At 68.8% G+C, this 14821-nt stretch carries 15 protein-coding genes; 9 read left to right on the top strand and 6 right to left on the bottom strand.

All coding sequences use genetic code 11. The features are described 5' to 3' along the window. Positions 1-330: 330 nt before the first annotated feature. The 5 genes from IPT68_RS18445 to dnaA form a co-directional block, all read right to left on the bottom strand. The gene (locus tag IPT68_RS18445) at positions 331-861 is read right to left on the bottom strand and encodes a DUF721 domain-containing protein (RefSeq protein WP_189695977.1); all 531 of its coding nucleotides are present in this window, start codon (positions 859-861) and stop codon (positions 331-333) included. Then, positions 858-1979, bottom strand: coding sequence for a DNA replication/repair protein RecF (gene recF, locus IPT68_RS18440; RefSeq protein WP_189695978.1), 1122 nt, complete (start codon positions 1977-1979; stop codon positions 858-860). The genes IPT68_RS18445 and recF overlap by 4 nt, the downstream gene beginning before the upstream one ends. 38 nt (positions 1980-2017) lie before the next feature. Then, a complete protein-coding gene (gnd, locus tag IPT68_RS18435) occupies positions 2018-2893 on the bottom strand; it encodes a phosphogluconate dehydrogenase (NAD(+)-dependent, decarboxylating) (RefSeq protein WP_189695979.1) in 876 nt (291 codons plus the stop codon). Between the two features lie 202 nt (positions 2894-3095). After that, entirely contained in the window at positions 3096-4226 is a 1131-nt protein-coding gene (gene dnaN, locus IPT68_RS18430; RefSeq protein WP_189696198.1) for a DNA polymerase III subunit beta, read from the bottom strand. An 857-nt stretch (positions 4227-5083) separates the two neighbouring features. Next, a complete protein-coding gene (dnaA, locus tag IPT68_RS18425; protein WP_189695980.1) occupies positions 5084-6988 on the bottom strand; it encodes a chromosomal replication initiator protein DnaA in 1905 nt (634 codons plus the stop codon). Positions 6989-7363: 375 nt separating this feature from the next. On the opposite strand from dnaA, the gene rpmH reads away from it, so the two are divergent. From rpmH to IPT68_RS18380, 9 genes are all read left to right on the top strand, one after another. Next, a complete protein-coding gene (gene rpmH / locus IPT68_RS18420; protein WP_003956500.1) occupies positions 7364-7501 on the top strand; it encodes a 50S ribosomal protein L34 in 138 nt (45 codons plus the stop codon). Positions 7502-7522: 21 nt separating this feature from the next. Next, positions 7523-7894, top strand: a complete 372-nt coding sequence (gene rnpA, locus IPT68_RS18415; protein WP_141316125.1) for a ribonuclease P protein component — start codon at positions 7523-7525, stop codon at positions 7892-7894. Beyond that, positions 7891-8268 (top strand): membrane protein insertion efficiency factor YidD, encoded by a 378-nt coding sequence (gene yidD, locus IPT68_RS18410; RefSeq protein ID WP_189695981.1) that lies wholly within the window; start codon positions 7891-7893, stop codon positions 8266-8268. Before rnpA ends, yidD begins: the two co-directional genes overlap by 4 nt. A gap of 3 nt (positions 8269-8271) precedes the next feature. Beyond that, positions 8272-9579, top strand: coding sequence for a membrane protein insertase YidC (yidC, locus tag IPT68_RS18405; protein WP_189695982.1), 1308 nt, complete (start codon positions 8272-8274; stop codon positions 9577-9579). Positions 9580-9594: 15 nt separating this feature from the next. Next, on the top strand, positions 9595-10107 hold the full coding sequence (locus IPT68_RS18400) for a Jag family protein (RefSeq protein WP_189695983.1): 513 nt from the start codon (positions 9595-9597) through the stop codon (positions 10105-10107). 105 nt (positions 10108-10212) lie between these two features. Then, positions 10213-10929, top strand: coding sequence for a 16S rRNA (guanine(527)-N(7))-methyltransferase RsmG (rsmG, locus tag IPT68_RS18395; protein WP_189695984.1), 717 nt, complete (start codon positions 10213-10215; stop codon positions 10927-10929). A gap of 304 nt (positions 10930-11233) precedes the next feature. Beyond that, the gene (locus tag IPT68_RS18390; RefSeq protein WP_189696199.1) at positions 11234-12307 is read left to right on the top strand and encodes a ParA family protein; all 1074 of its coding nucleotides are present in this window, start codon (positions 11234-11236) and stop codon (positions 12305-12307) included. Further along, the gene (locus IPT68_RS18385) at positions 12304-13407 is read left to right on the top strand and encodes a ParB/RepB/Spo0J family partition protein (protein WP_189695985.1); all 1104 of its coding nucleotides are present in this window, start codon (positions 12304-12306) and stop codon (positions 13405-13407) included. The genes IPT68_RS18390 and IPT68_RS18385 overlap by 4 nt, the downstream gene beginning before the upstream one ends. Before the next feature lie 341 nt (positions 13408-13748). Continuing rightward, on the top strand, positions 13749-14366 hold the full coding sequence (locus IPT68_RS18380; RefSeq protein WP_189695986.1) for a GNAT family N-acetyltransferase: 618 nt from the start codon (positions 13749-13751) through the stop codon (positions 14364-14366). Positions 14367-14481: 115 nt separating this feature from the next. Here IPT68_RS18380 and trxA read toward each other — a convergent pair whose 3' ends face one another. Continuing rightward, positions 14482-14814: a thioredoxin gene (trxA, locus tag IPT68_RS18375; protein WP_189695987.1), complete on the bottom strand. Its 333-nt coding sequence runs from the start codon at positions 14812-14814 to the stop codon at positions 14482-14484. Positions 14815-14821 lie beyond the last annotated feature (7 nt).

Here is a 14821-nt window from a genome sequence, read left to right as displayed (position 1 = left end):
GACAGTGATGGGGGTTTGCCGGTACCTGAGTACGCATGTGCCGCCCTGAACCGTCCTCGGCCGGGTCCCGATATGTGGAAGGGGGCTCCAAGAGGCTCACAGCGGCACTCAGCGCTTCGAGGCGTCAACCCTTCGCTACTCCAGGGTCAGCTCAGGATTCGCAACCGCGTGCGGTCGTACGACGATCAGTCCGCGCCTGTGGACGACGCCGACCGCCGGGCACCGAGAACGTGATGTCGGTCACCCGCGAGACGTGACGCAGCTCACCCTCGGCGGTGGCGATCCGGGGGCGCGTCAAGGGGCTCGTGGTCGCGGCTCAGCCGTCGGCGCTCACCCGTAGGTGTCGCCGGGCCCGGTGCTTCCGGGGGCGCGCAAGGGGCCGTAGCGACGGGCGGGGCCGCCGGGGCCGAGCACTTTGATCGCCTTGACGGCGCCGTGGCCCAGGTCCTCGTTGAGCCGGGCCACCAGCGTGGGGGCCAGCAGGCGCAGGTTGGTGGCCCAGGCGGTCGAGTCGCAGCGCACGACCAGCACCCGCTCGTCCTCGTCGTACTTCTCCGGGACGCAGTGCTTGGCGACGTCGTCGCCGACGATCTGCGGCCAGCGGCCCATCACGCCGCCCACCGCGGCCGGCGCCTCCCAGCCGCGCTCACTGATCAGGCGGTTGATCGCGGCGCCGAGCGCCAGGGGATCGCGGCCGTCGGCGCGCGCGCCGGAGCGCAGGCCACCGCGGCGCGCCTGCCTCTTCTGCTGCACCGCGTCCCCACGCGCGCGTGCGGCCTCCTTCGCCGCCCGCAGCGCCACGCGCGCGAGGTCGACGCCGGAGGGCTGAGGCTGCTCGGGGGCCGGTCCGTCCGCCGTCATGCGCGCTCCACCGTCCCGTCGGCCACGGTGTACCGCGCCCCCACCAGCACATGCGGTACGTCGTCGTCGACCGCGGCCGTCACGAGCACCTGCTCACCAGGCGCGACCAGCTCGGCCAGCCGCTCGCGGCGGCGGGTGTCGAGCTCGGCGAAGACGTCGTCGAGGATCAGCACGGGCTCGTTGCCCTCGGCGCGCAGCAGGTCGTACGAGGCGAGGCGCAGCGCCAGCGCGTAGGACCAGGACTCGCCGTGGGAGGCGTACCCCTTGGCGGGCATTTCACCGAGCATGAGGGTGAGATCGTCCCGGTGCGGTCCCACCAGGGTCACGCCCCGCTCGATCTCCTGCTTGCGGGCCTCCGCGAGCGCCGCCATGAGCTGTTCGAAGAGGGCCTCGCGCGTGTGGGCGTCGCCCGGGGACGACGGCTTGTACTCCAGGGCGACCGGGCCGCCGCCGGGGGCCAGCTGCTCGTACGCCTTGTCGGCGAGCGGCTGGAGCGCGGAGATCAGTTCGAGGCGCTGTGCGAGCACCTCGGCACCCGCGCGCGCAAGGTGCTGGTCCCACACGTCGAGGGTGGACAGGTCCATCGAGCGGCCCCCGTGGCGGCGTGCCAGCGCGGCCGACTTCAGCAAGGTGTTGCGCTGCTTGAGGACCCGGTCGTAGTCGGAGCGCACGCCGGCCATGCGCGGGGAGCGGGCGGTGATCAGCTCGTCGAGGAAGCGGCGCCGCTCGCCGGGATCGCCCTTCACCAGGGCGAGGTCCTCGGGGGCGAACAGCACGGTCCGGACGATGCCGAGCACGTCGCGCGGCCTGACCTGCGAGGACCTGTTGATCCGGGCGCGGTTGGCACGGCCCGGGTTCAGCTCCAGCTCGACCAGTTGCTGCCGGTCGCCCTGCCGGACCTGGGCGCGGACGATCGCCCGGTCGGCGCCCACGCGGACGAGGGGGGCGTCGGAGGAGACACGGTGGCTGCCGAGGGTGGCGAGGTAACCGACGGCCTCGACGAGGTTCGTCTTGCCCTGGCCGTTGGGGCCGACGAAGGCGGTGACGCCCGGGTCGAGCGGGACCTCGACCCGGGCGTACGAGCGGAAGTCGGCGAGCGACAGATGCGTGACGTGCATGGTGGTGCGCCGACCTCCTCCCGTGCTCCAGGTGCTGGTTACTTCTTCTCGACCGCGTGGCCGCCGAACTGGTTCCGCAGCGCCGCGATCATCTTCATCTGCGGGGAATCCTCCTGGCGCGAGGCGAACCGCGCGAAGAGGGAGGCCGTGATCGCGGGCAGCGGCACGGCGTTGTCGATGGCGGCTTCCACAGTCCAGCGGCCCTCACCGGAGTCCTGTGCATAACCGCGCAGCTTCTCCAGGTGTTCGTCCTCGTCGAGGGCGTTGACCGCGAGGTCGAGCAGCCAGGAGCGTATGACGGTGCCCTCCTGCCAGGAGCGGAACACCTCCCGGACGTCGGTCACCGAGTCGACCTTCTCCAGCAGCTCCCAGCCCTCGGCGTAGGCCTGCATCATGGCGTACTCGATGCCGTTGTGGACCATCTTCGCGAAGTGGCCCGCTCCGACCTTGCCGGCGTGCACGGAGCCGAAGTCGCCCTCGGGCTTGAGCGCGTCGAAGATCGGCTGGACCCTGGCGACGTTCTCCGCGTCGCCGCCGTACATCAGCGCATAGCCGTTCTCCAGGCCCCAGACGCCGCCGGAGACACCGCAGTCGACGAAGCCGATGCCCTTGGCGGCCAGCTCCTCGGCGTGCTTCTCGTCGTCCGTCCAGCGGGAGTTGCCGCCGTCCACAACGACGTCACCGGGCTCCAGCAGCTCGGCCAGCTGGTCGATGGTCGACTGGGTGGGGGCACCGGCCGGGACCATCACCCACACGACGCGCGGGCCACTGAGCTTGTCCACAAGCTCTTCGAGGCTGTGGACGTCGGCGAGGTCCGGGTTGCGGTCGTATCCGACGACGGTGTGGCCCGCGCGGCGGATCCGCTCGCGCATGTTGCCGCCCATCTTGCCGAGGCCGACGAGACCGAGCTCCATCAGTTGTGTTCCTTAGGTTGCGACAGGTGTTGCGAGATGGCGTGGTGGCACTTTCGTACCTGCGTCCGAGCCTAAACCCGGACTGTCGCGCACATCTGTGGGCATACGCGCTCACGCGTACCGCCCTCACCTGCGGCTTCGGCCACCCGGTGATCCACCGCCGCGAGGGCCGTGGATCACCGGCCTGCTCGGCCCGCCCGTGTCAGCCGCTCAGGCGCACCGGCATGATCAGGTACTTGTACGACTCGTCCGCTTCGGCGTCCAGCGCCGGCTTGCCGCTGAGCAGCGCGGGCTTGGTGGAGGTCGTGAAGGACAGCTGGGCCACCGGGGAGTCGATGGCGCTCAGGCCGTCCAGCAGGAAGGTCGGGTTGAAGGCGATCGAGATGTCGTCGCCCTCCAGCTGCGCGTCGACCCTTTCCACAGCCTGTGCGTCGTCGCTGGAGCCGGCCTCCAGGATGAGCACGCCCTGCTCGAAGCTGAGCCGCACCGGAGTGTTCCGCTCGGCGACCAGGGCCACACGCTTGACGGCCTCGACGAACGGGGCGGTCTCGATGACGGCGATGCTGTTGAACTCCGTCGGGAACAGCGTGCGGTACTTCGGGAGGTCGCCCTCCAGCAGGCGGGTCGTCGTACGCCGTCCGGCGCCTTCGAAACCGATCAGGCCTTCGCCCGCGCCCGAGCCGGACAGCGCGAGCGTCACGCTGTCGCCACTGGTCAGCGACTTGGCGGTGTCCAGGAGCGTCTTGGCGGGCACCAGGGCGACCGCCGAGGCGTCCGGGTTCTCCGGCTTCCACAGGAACTCGCGGACCGCGAAGCGGTAGCGGTCGGTCGAGGCCAGGGTGACCTTGTCGCCCTCAATCTCGATGCGCACACCGGTGAGCACCGGCAGCGTGTCGTCCCGCCCGGCGGCGATGGCGACCTGGGCCGCCGCGGCGGCGAAGACCTCGCCGGGGACCGTGCCCGTGGCGTTCGGCATCTGCGGCAGCGCCGGGTACTCCTCCACAGGCAGGGTGTGGAGTGTGAACCGCGAGGAGCCGCACATCACCGTCGCCCGTACACCGTCTGTGGAAATCTCCACCGGCCGGTTGGGGAGGGCGCGGGAGATGTCGGCGAGCAGGCGGCCGGAGACGAGGACCGTGCCCTCCTCCTCGACCTCCGCCTCCACCGACACGCGTGCGGAGACCTCGTAGTCGAAGCTGGACAGGCTCAGCTGGCCGTCCTCGGCCTTCAGCAGCAGGCCGGCGAGGACAGGCGCCGGCGGGCGGGCCGGGAGGCTGCGCGCCGCCCAGGCCACGGCCTCCGCGAGTACGTCGCGTTCCACCCGGATCTTCACTGTTGCCGCCTCCTGCTGTTGCCGGCGCTTCTCGCCCTGCCTGGCTTCGTGGTCTGTCTCGGTGTCACCGGCCCATGGGAAGGGAAGGACACCGGGACCAGTCTGACGCACCGCACTGACAGTAGGTGCCTCTCGGGGTCAAGTCGTGACGAGGGGCAGCCGGGCACCGCAGGGCGAGTTGTGCACAGGACCCCCTTCGAAACGAATTCCCCGCTCTCTATGGTCGGGAGTAGTAGTAGGGCCTGTGGATACCGTGGATAACCTCGTTTGCGCAGCTCAGAGCCGAGATTTTGTCCACGGGGCCTGTGGGCGGCGGCGGTGGACAACCGGGGCCGTCTGTGGAGAAAAGAAAGTTCTGCACACCCCGTGCACAGGGGGAGGCGACTTCTCCCCAGCGCCGTCCCCAGGTTTACCCACCTTTCCCACAGCCCAACCCGGCACCTCGGTGTGACGCCTTTCACTCGCCCCGGTGAGCAGGCGCGTCGGGTTGCCGAACAGTGGACAGGGCTGTGGAGAAGCTGGGGATCGCTGGGGACAACCGCCTCCAGCCTGTGGGTTGCCCGTGGACAACTCCGTGCACAGGTTGTGGATCCGTCATCTGTCCACAGTCTGTGGAGAGCGTTCGTCCACCAATCCACAAGCGGTTGACCTGGGTTGATGGTCTGTCGACAGGCGCGCCTGTGGACGCGATCTGGACAACTCGGCAGTCCCCAGCATGTGGACGGGAAAAACTTCCCGAATCTGTGGAGGGAGGCCGTAACGTGCCGCGCATTCGAACACCCCCTGTCGGCGGAACGACGAAGGGCGCCCCGGGGATCGTGTCCCGGAGCGCCCTCGGCGGCGTACGGCGGCTGCTGTCAGCCGTTCTTGATGCGGTTCGTCAGCTCGGTCACCTGGTTGTAGATGGAGCGCCGCTCGGCCATCAGATTGCGGATCTTGCGGTCCGCGTGCATCACCGTCGTGTGGTCGCGGCCGCCGAACAGCGCGCCGATCTTCGGCAGCGACAGATCCGTCAGCTCACGGCACAGGTACATGGCGATCTGCCGGGCCGTGACGAGCTGGCGGCCCCGCGAGCTGCCGCACAGGTCCTCCACCGTCAGACCGAAGTAGTCGGCGGTCGCGCTCATGATGGCCGTCGAGGTGATCTCCGGGGTGGAGTCCTCGCCGCCGGGGATCAGGTCCTTGAGGACGATCTCCGTCAGCCCCAGGTCCACCGGCTGCCGGTTGAGCGAGGCGAACGCCGTCACCCTGATCAGCGCGCCCTCCAGCTCACGGATGTTCCGTGAGATCCGCGAGGCGATGAACTCCAGCACCTCCGGCGGGGCGTTGAGCTGTTCCTGCACCGCCTTCTTGCGCAGGATCGCGATGCGCGTCTCCAGCTCCGGCGGCTGGACGTCCGTGATCAGGCCCCACTCGAAACGGTTCCGCAGCCGGTCCTCCAGCGTCACCAGCTGCTTCGGCGGCCGGTCGCTGGACAGCACGATCTGCTTGTTCGCGTTGTGCAGGGTGTTGAAGGTGTGGAAGAACTCCTCCTGCGTCGACTCCTTGTCCGCCAGGAACTGGATGTCGTCGACCAGCAGGATGTCCATCTCGCGGTACCGCTTGCGGAAACTGTCGCCCTTGCCGTCGCGGATGGAGTTGATGAACTCGTTGGTGAACTCCTCCGAGCTCACGTACCGCACGCGCGTGCCCGGGTACAGGCTCCGCGCGTAGTGTCCGATCGCGTGCAGCAGGTGCGTCTTGCCGAGACCCGACTCCCCGTAGATGAACAGGGGGTTGTAGGCCTTCGCCGGCGCCTCCGCGACGGCCACCGCGGCCGCATGGGCGAAACGGTTCGACGCCCCGATGACGAACGTGTCGAAGAGGTACTTCGGGTTCAGCCGCGCGGTCGGCTCACCGGGACCGGTCGCCGGCGCGGGCTGCGCGGCCAGCGGGCCGGGGGCGCCGCTGGACACCGGCGGCGCGGCGCCGACCGGGCCGCGGTGCACCTGCCCGCCGCCGACCGACTGCTCGGGCAGCTCCCGCCGGGCGTCGCGCTGGTCGTAGTCGCCGCGTGACGGATCGTATTCGGAGCGCTGCTGGTCGTACGGCCGTTCCCGGCCCGGCGGGCGGTAGTCCTGCGCGGGCGGGCCGTAGGAGTCGTGGGACGGGGGGCCGTAGGAGTCCTGCGGGCCGTACGAATCCTGTGAGCCGTAGGAGTCCTGAGACGGCGACGCGTACGGGTCCCGCTCCGGGAAGCCCAGACGCGGCTGCTGCCAGCTGTACTCGTCCTGGGACGGCCGCGGCCAGGCGCCCGGCTCGGGGCGCTGGTACTCCGACGGATAGGCGGGGCGCGGGTTGGGGAGCTGGTCGCCGGGCGAACCCGGGCGCTGCTCGGCGCGGTGGCGCCCGTACCCCTCGTACGGACCGGACGACGGAAGCTCGTGCTCCTCGTAGCGCGGCTGGGGCTGGGCGGGGAGCGCCGGCGGGGACGGCGGGGGCTCGCCCGCGGAGTCGTCGACGGTGATCGCGATCCGGATGGGGCGACCGCACTCACGGCTCAGCGTCTCGCTCACGACCGGTGCGAGGCGTCCCTCCAGGACACCCTTGGCGAACTCGTTGGGTACGGCGAGCAGCGCGGTGTCGGCGACCAGCGCGAGGGGCTGGCAGCGCCGGATCCAGTGCTCGTCCTTGGCCTCGACACCCTGCCCACGGCCCTCACCGAGAAGCTGCTCGAGTACGCGTGGCCACACTGCGGCAAGATCGGCAGGTACGTCAGCCACAGGGCACGCTCTCTCACGGGTCCCACGAACGTGTGGTTGTGGGACGGGTCGGGATGTAAATCGGGTCGGGCGGGGATAAGGGAACGAATCGGAGTCCAGCCACGGTAGTCAGGGCGACGGGTGCGGTTCAAGTTGTTGTCCCCAGGCTGTGGACAGTGTCTCCCCGCGGCCCCTGGTTTGACCGGATGGCGTAGCCGCGCGTACCGTAACCAGGTCGAGTTGTCGATGGCTGCTGCCGCCTGCCTCCGATGGGCACAGATCGCGTCAAGGTGATCGGAAAGCGGTGCACTCGGGCGTAACGCGAGCTACTCGTGGGCGCACGGTGACAGCCAGGACGGCACCCCGCAAACCCCGATTTCTTACTGGAGCCCCCGAGTGAGCAAGCGCACCTTCCAGCCGAACAACCGTCGTCGCGCCAAGACCCACGGCTTCCGGCTGCGTATGCGCACCCGTGCCGGCCGCGCGATTCTCGCGTCCCGCCGTAGCAAGGGTCGCGCCCGCCTGTCCGCCTGATCCCGATCAGGTCATGACGTCGTGCTGCCCACCGAGAACCGGCTGAGGCGGCGCGAGGACTTCGCGACCGCGGTACGACGAGGGCGCCGGGCCGGACGCCCGCTCCTCGTCGTCCACCTTCGTAGCGGTGCCACGGACCCGCACGCGCCTGGGGAGAGCGCTCCCCCGACGCGTGCGGGTTTCGTCGTCAGCAAGGCCGTGGGCGGAGCGGTCGTGCGCAACACAGTGAAGCGCCGACTGCGCCATCTGATGCGTGACCGGGTCGACCTGCTGCCCCCCGGTAGCCTGGTAGTCGTACGAGCGCTGCCCGGTGCGGGCGACGCCGACCACGCACAGCTGGCCCGAGACCTGGATGCCGCCCTGCAGCGGCTGCTGGGAGGGGGCGCGCGATGAAATACCCGCTGCTGGCGCTGATCAAGCTCTACCAGTGGACCATCAGCCCACTGCTCGGGCCGGTGTGCAAGTACTACCCGTCGTGTTCCCACTACGGCTACACGGCCATAGACCGGCACGGTGCCCTCAAGGGCACCGCACTTACGGCCTGGCGCATCCTGCGCTGCAATCCGTGGTCGCTGGGCGGTGTGGACCATGTCCCGCCGCGCAAGCGTCCGCGGTGGCACGAGTTGCTGCGCAACGCATGGCGCGCACGCAAGGGCGGGCCCTCCGCCGCCGAAACGGCCACCGAAGAGAATGTTCCTCCGAGTCCTTCGAGCGACATTCCTTCGAGCCCGGCCGCAGAGACCCCGTCCCATGCCCAAGGAGCATGATTAGTGGACACGATTGCCAGCCTCTTCAGCTTCATCACCACACCCGTTTCGTGGGTCATCGTCCAGTTCCACTCGCTGTACGGTGCGCTCTTCGGCCCTGACACGGGCTGGGCCTGGGGCCTGTCCATCGTGTCGCTGGTGATCCTGATCCGCATCTGCCTGATTCCGCTCTTCGTGAAGCAGATCAAGGCGACCCGGGCCATGCAGACGCTCCAGCCCGAGATGAAGAAGATCCAGGAGCGCTACAAGAACGACAAGCAGCGTCAGTCCGAAGAGATGATGAAGCTGTACAAGGAGACGGGCACCAACCCGCTCTCCTCGTGCCTTCCCATCCTGGCGCAGTCGCCGTTCTTCTTCGCCCTGTACCACGTGCTCAACAGCATCGCCTCGAACGACACCATCGGTGTGATCAACGAGCGGCTGCTGGAAAGCGCGCAGAAGGCGCACATCTTCGGCGCCCCGCTCGCGGCGAAGTTCACCGACAACGCGGACAAGGTCGAGGCGCTCGGTTCCTCGATCCTCGATGTGCGGATCGTCACGGCGATCATGATCGTTCTGATGTCGCTGTCGCAGTTCTACACGCAGCGCCAGCTGATGACGAAGAACGTCGACACCTCGGTGAAGACGCCGTTCATGCAGCAGCAGAAGATGCTGATGTACATCTTCCCGGTCATCTTCGCCGTCTTCGGCATCAACTTCCCGGTCGGTGTCCTCGTCTACTGGCTGACCACCAACGTGTGGACCATGGGCCAGCAGATGTACGTCATCCACAACAACCCGACCCCGGGTTCCAAGGCCCAGGCCGCCTACCTGGACCGGCTGTACAAGCACGTCACGCACCACGGCAAGACCCGCAACCGGCGCGAGCGTGCCATCGTCAAGGCCATCGTCGCCAAGGGCCGGGACCGCAACGACTACGAGCGCAAGTTCATCAACGGCCTGAGCAAGGCCGGTCTCGCGGCCCAGACCGACGGCACCGTCGCGAAGAGCGAGACCGCGGTGGCCACCGTGACCGAGGACGGCACGCCGACCACCGCGGCCGCCCCGAAGCGTCAGCAGCCCAAGCGGCAGCCCAAGTCCAAGCGCCAGGCCACCGGTGGTCCCAAGCCCGCGGGCGGTGCCGAGAAGACCGGTGCCGAGACGACCTCCGCATCGTCGACCTCGCTGAGCAAGTCCGACGAGCCGCAGGACGCCAAGCCGGCGGAGTCGGCGAGCAAGGCGGCGCCCAAGTCCGGTGGCGGGGGCCGCAGCCGGGCCCAGTCCGGCCAGCGCAAGGGGCCGCAGCGGCCCAAGTCCTCGTCCAAGAAGTAAGAAGGAGTCCATCCCGTGACGGAAGGCACCACCTCCGCCGCTGCCGAGGGTGCAGACACCCTGACCCGCCTGGAGCAGGAGGGCGAGATCGCGGCGGACTACCTCGAAGGTCTGCTGGACATCGCCGATCTTGACGGCGACATCGACATGGATGTCGAGGGTGACCGCGCCGCTGTCTCGATCATCAGTGACGCGGGGAGCCGTGACCTGCAGAAGCTGGTCGGCCGGGACGGTGAGGTGCTGGAGGCGCTCCAGGAGCTCACGCGCCTGGCCGTGCACCGGGAGACCGGTGACCGCAGCCGGCTGATGCTGGACATCGGGGGATACCGCGCCAAGAAGCGTTCCGAGCTCTCCGAGCTGGGCGCCAAGGCGGCCGCCGAGGCCAAGAACAGCGGCTCGCCCGTGAAGCTCAAGCCGATGACGCCGTTCGAGCGCAAGGTCGTGCACGACGCCGTCAAGGCCGCGGGGCTGCGCAGCGAGTCCGAGGGCGAGGAGCCGCAGCGCTTCGTCGTCGTGCTGCCCGCCTGAGCGGCCCCACGCTCCACCGGCCCCGTCTGTTGCGCAGGCGGGGCCGATCTTTGTCAGCCTGGTAGTCAGCGCGCGTGCGCTGGAGGGTACGGAAGGACGGTCCCCGTGACGGAGGCAGCGGAGCTCCCCCCCGCTCCCGAGGAGGCCCGGGCGGTATTCGGCGATCGGTTCGCGGACGCGGTGCGGTACGCGGAGCTGCTGGCCGAGGCGGGCGTACAGCGAGGTCTCATCGGCCCCCGGGAGGTGCCCCGGCTGTGGGAGCGGCATCTGCTGAACTGCGCGGTGCTCTCGGAGGTCGTACCCGAGGGCGTCACCGTTTGCGATGTCGGCTCCGGTGCCGGTCTGCCGGGTATTCCCCTGGCCCTGGTCCGTGAGGACCTGAAGATCACGCTGCTGGAGCCTCTGCTGCGGCGGACGAATTTCCTCACCGAGGTCGTCGAGCTGCTCGGCCTCGACCATGTCACCGTCATGCGTGGACGGGCCGAGGAGGTCATGGGCAAGCTCCCGCCGGTCCATGTGGTGACGGCGCGGGCGGTGGCCCCGCTGGACCGCCTGGCCACCTGGGGCATCCCGCTGCTGCGGCCCTACGGCGAGATGCTCGCGCTCAAGGGCGACACAGCGGAGGAGGAGCTCAAGGCCGCCGCGACCGCGCTCAGCAAGCTCGGGGCGGTGGGGACCTCCATCCTGCATGTGGGTGAGGGCGTCGTGGATCCCATGTCCACGGTGGTGCGCGTCGAGGTCGGGGAGAGTCCCGGCGGTGTGCGCTTCGCGGCGAAGCGGGCCAAGGCGGCGCGGACGGGACGGACGCGCCGACGGCGCTGATCCGTCCTGAGGACGAGACGTACTCCACACAAGCTGGCAAACCTACGCAACCCGGAGTGTCGCGACAGTCCGGGTTCGGCGGCTGTGCATCGTGTTTCACGTGAAACGTCGCTCACTGCTGCACGGCATTATCAGCCGCGGTCGCGCCGCGGCCGAACCCCGCGACCGTAAGCCTCTTGGCTCACTCGGCGAGGCTCCGGGCGCTTCCGATGACAGTCCGGCCCCCTCAAGGGGCACGGAGTTGTCCACAGAGGTGGATTTCTCCACAGAACACCAGGCCTCACTGGTTCACGACCCCGAAGGCATGGGAGGCTCTGTTCATTGCGAGCCTGAAGTCGAGGAGAGTGAATCCTTGCGGTCCGACGCCAACATCGCGGGACCGATGACCGATCCGGTCCCCGGTCCCCGTACCGAGTCGCCGGGGGAGGATGTTTCACGTGAAACACCGCCCCCGATGGACGACACTCCCATCGGTCGTGCTGCCCAACTGGCGGTCGAGGCTCTGGGCCGGGCCGGTGAGGGTCTGCCAAGACCTGAACAGACCCGTGTCATCGTCGTCGCCAACCAGAAGGGTGGGGTGGGCAAGACGACGACGACCGTCAATCTGGCCGCTTCGCTGGCTCTGCATGGCGGCCGTGTCCTGGTGATCGACCTCGACCCGCAGGGCAACGCGTCCACCGCTCTGGGGATCGACCACCACGCGGAAGTCCCGTCCATCTACGACGTGTTGGTCGAGAGCAAGCCGCTCTCGGAGGTCGTCCAACCGGTTCCCGATGTCGAGGGTCTCTTCTGCGCCCCTGCCACGATCGATCTCGCCGGTGCGGAGATCGAGCTGGTGTCCCTGGTGGCGCGGGAGAGCCGTCTCCAGCGGGCGATCCAGGCCTACGAGCAGCCGTTGGACTACATCCTCATCGACTGTCCGCCCTCGCTCGGCCTGTTGACGGTCAACGCCCTCGTGGCGGGCCAGGAGGTCCTCATCCCGATCCAGTGCGAGTACTACGCGCTGGAGGGCCTGGGCCAGCTGCTGCGCAACGTCGATCTGGTGCGGGGGCACCTCAACCCCGCGCTGCATGTCTCGACGATCCTGCTCACCATGTACGACGGCCGGACGCGACTCGCCTCCCAGGTCGCGGACGAGGTGCGCAGTCACTTCGGCGACGAGGTGCTGCGGACGAGCATCCCTCGCTCGGTCCGCATCTCGGAGGCGCCGAGCTACGGGCAGACGGTTCTGACCTACGATCCAGGATCGAGTGGTGCCCTGTCCTATCTTGAGGCGGCACGAGAAATCGCGTTGAGGGGTGTGGGCGTCAGCTATGACGCTACGCACGCCCATATCGGCGCCCAGAGCGACAGAAGCATGGTGGAGGGGATCCAGTGAGCGAGCGACGGAGGGGGCTGGGCCGTGGTCTCGGGGCACTGATCCCTGCGGCCCCGACCGAGAAGACGCCGGCCCAGGCTGCGGTGGGAGGTGCCGCATCCCCGTCTCCCACGGTGGTGCCGGTGCTGACTTCCGAACGCGGCGTGGCTGCGGCGAAGGTGGCCACACTGCCGCCTGTTTCACGTGAAACCGAAGAGCCGTCGGTGCACGGCGTCGTGGACATGCCCGCACCTCCCATGGGCGCCCACTTCGCCGAGCTGCCTCTCGACTCCATCAAGCCGAACCCCCGGCAGCCCCGTGAGGTCTTCGACGAGGATGCGCTTCAGGAGCTCGTCACCTCCATCAAGGAGGTCGGTCTCCTCCAGCCGGTCGTGGTACGCCAGCTGGGTCCCGCCCGCTACGAGCTCATCATGGGCGAGCGGCGCTGGCGGGCCTGCCGCGAGGCAGGGCTGGAGGCGATCCCGGCGATCGTGCGTGCCACGGAGGACGAGAAGCTCCTCCTCGACGCCCTGCTGGAGAACCTGCACCGGGCGCAGCTGAACCCGCTGGAAGAGGCGGCCGCCTACGACCAGCTGCTGAAGGACTTCAACTGCACGCACGACCAGTTGGCGGACCGCATCGGCCGGTCCCGTCCGCAGGTGTCCAACACGCTGCGTCTGCTGAAGCTCTCGCCGGCGGTTCAGCGCCGGGTGGCGGCGGGTGTGCTCTCTGCCGGACACGCGCGTGCTCTGCTCTCCGTGGAGGACTCGGAGGAGCAGGACCGGCTGGCCCATCGGATCGTGGCCGAAGGGCTTTCGGTGCGCGCGGTCGAGGAGATCGTGACCCTCATGGGGTCGCGGCCCACGACGGCTCAGCGTTCCAAGGGTCCGCGGGCCGGCGGGCGGGTCTCTCCGGCGCTGACCGACCTGGCGACCCGTCTCTCGGATCGCTTCGAGACGCGGGTCAAGGTCGACCTCGGGCAGAAGAAGGGCAAGATCACCGTCGAGTTCGCCTCCATGGAGGACCTGGAGCGAATCCTCGGCTCCCTTGCCCCGGGCGAGGGGCCAGTCCTGCAGAGAAGCCTGCTGGACGGCGGCGACTCCGAGGAGTCGGACGGCTGATGAGGAGGCCCCGGTCGGCGAGGTGATCCCGCTCGACGGGCGTTCGTGCGGGCCGTGTCCGGTGTGTACCGGAACACGGCCCGCACTTTGCTTTCTGGCGGTATCGATGGAATCGCATCATGGATACGATGCGTTCGGGTATGGCGCAGCGACCTGGCAGTTGGTCTACGGCACGTCTATGGGGAGGCGGGGGCCATGCGAACGATGAGCCGGGCCGGACTGCTGAGCGCGGGACTGGGCCTGGGCGCGGTCGGCGGGTTCGTCGGCAGCCTGCTCAGGGAACGGAGTGCTCTGACTGCCGCCCGCGATGCGGCGGGCGAGGGAAGCGAGGAACAGCCTTTATGGGGCGTCGGCTCGTACCGCTCACGCTGGACAACCTTCAGGACCTTCCCCGGCGCTGTCGCATGTGTGTCTTCTGGGAGCTGGACCCAGTCAGCGGCGAGGCCGCGGTAAAGGCGGGCACGCCCGCGCTGGAGAAGGAAGCCTGGATCTCGGCCGTCCTGCTGGAGTGGGGTTCCTGCGGGCGGGTCGTCTACGTCGACGAGGCGCCGGTGGGCTTCGTGCTCTACGCGCCCCCGGCCTACGTGCCCCGCTCGACGGCCTTCCCGACGAGCCCCGTCTCACCGGACGCGGTGCAGCTGATGACCGCGTTCATCGTGCCGGGGTACCAGGGTCAAGGGCTGGGCCGCGTGATGGTCCAGACGGTGGCGAAGGATCTGCTGCGGCGGGGCTTCAAGGCGATCGAGGCATTCGGAGACGCCCGCTGGAAAGAACCCGCCTGTGTCCTCCCCGCCGAGCATCTGCTCGCGGTGGGCTTCAAGACGGTCAGGCCGCATCCCACGTATCCGCGGATGCGACTGGAGCTGCGGACGACGCTCTCCTGGAAGGAAGACGTGGAGATGGCACTGGACCGGTTGCTCGGAGCGGTTCAGAAGGAACCGGCCCTGCGACCGCTGTGAACAGGGTTACCGGCACGCGACGCCGGTAAAGCGAATGGGCCAACCCGGTGGGGTTGGCCCATTCATGTTTCACGTGAAACATGCGCTGCGCCGTCGGCTCGACGGCGCAGCCCTCTTACTCGGCGATGAAGTCCTCGAGGTCGCGCAGGATCGCGGCCTTGGGCTTGGCGCCGACGATGGTCTTGGCGACCTCGCCACCCTGGTAGACGTTCAGGGTCGGGATCGACATGACACCGTACTTGGCGGCCGTGCCCGGGTTCTCGTCGATGTTCAGCTTGACGATCTCGATCTTGTCGCCGTACTCGGCGGCGATTGACTCGAGGGACGGCGCGATCTGACGGCACGGACCGCACCAGGCGGCCCAGAAGTCCACCAGAACGGGCTTGTCGTTCTTGAGGACGTCCTGCTCAAAGGAGTCGTCAGTCACATTCTTCAGGGTGCCGGCCACGGCGGGC

This window comes from Streptomyces chromofuscus (genome assembly GCF_015160875.1).
Classification (GTDB): domain Bacteria; phylum Actinomycetota; class Actinomycetes; order Streptomycetales; family Streptomycetaceae; genus Streptomyces; species Streptomyces chromofuscus.
The sequence above is the reverse complement of the archived record's forward strand: the minus strand, read 5'-3'. Positions and strand labels throughout refer to the sequence as shown.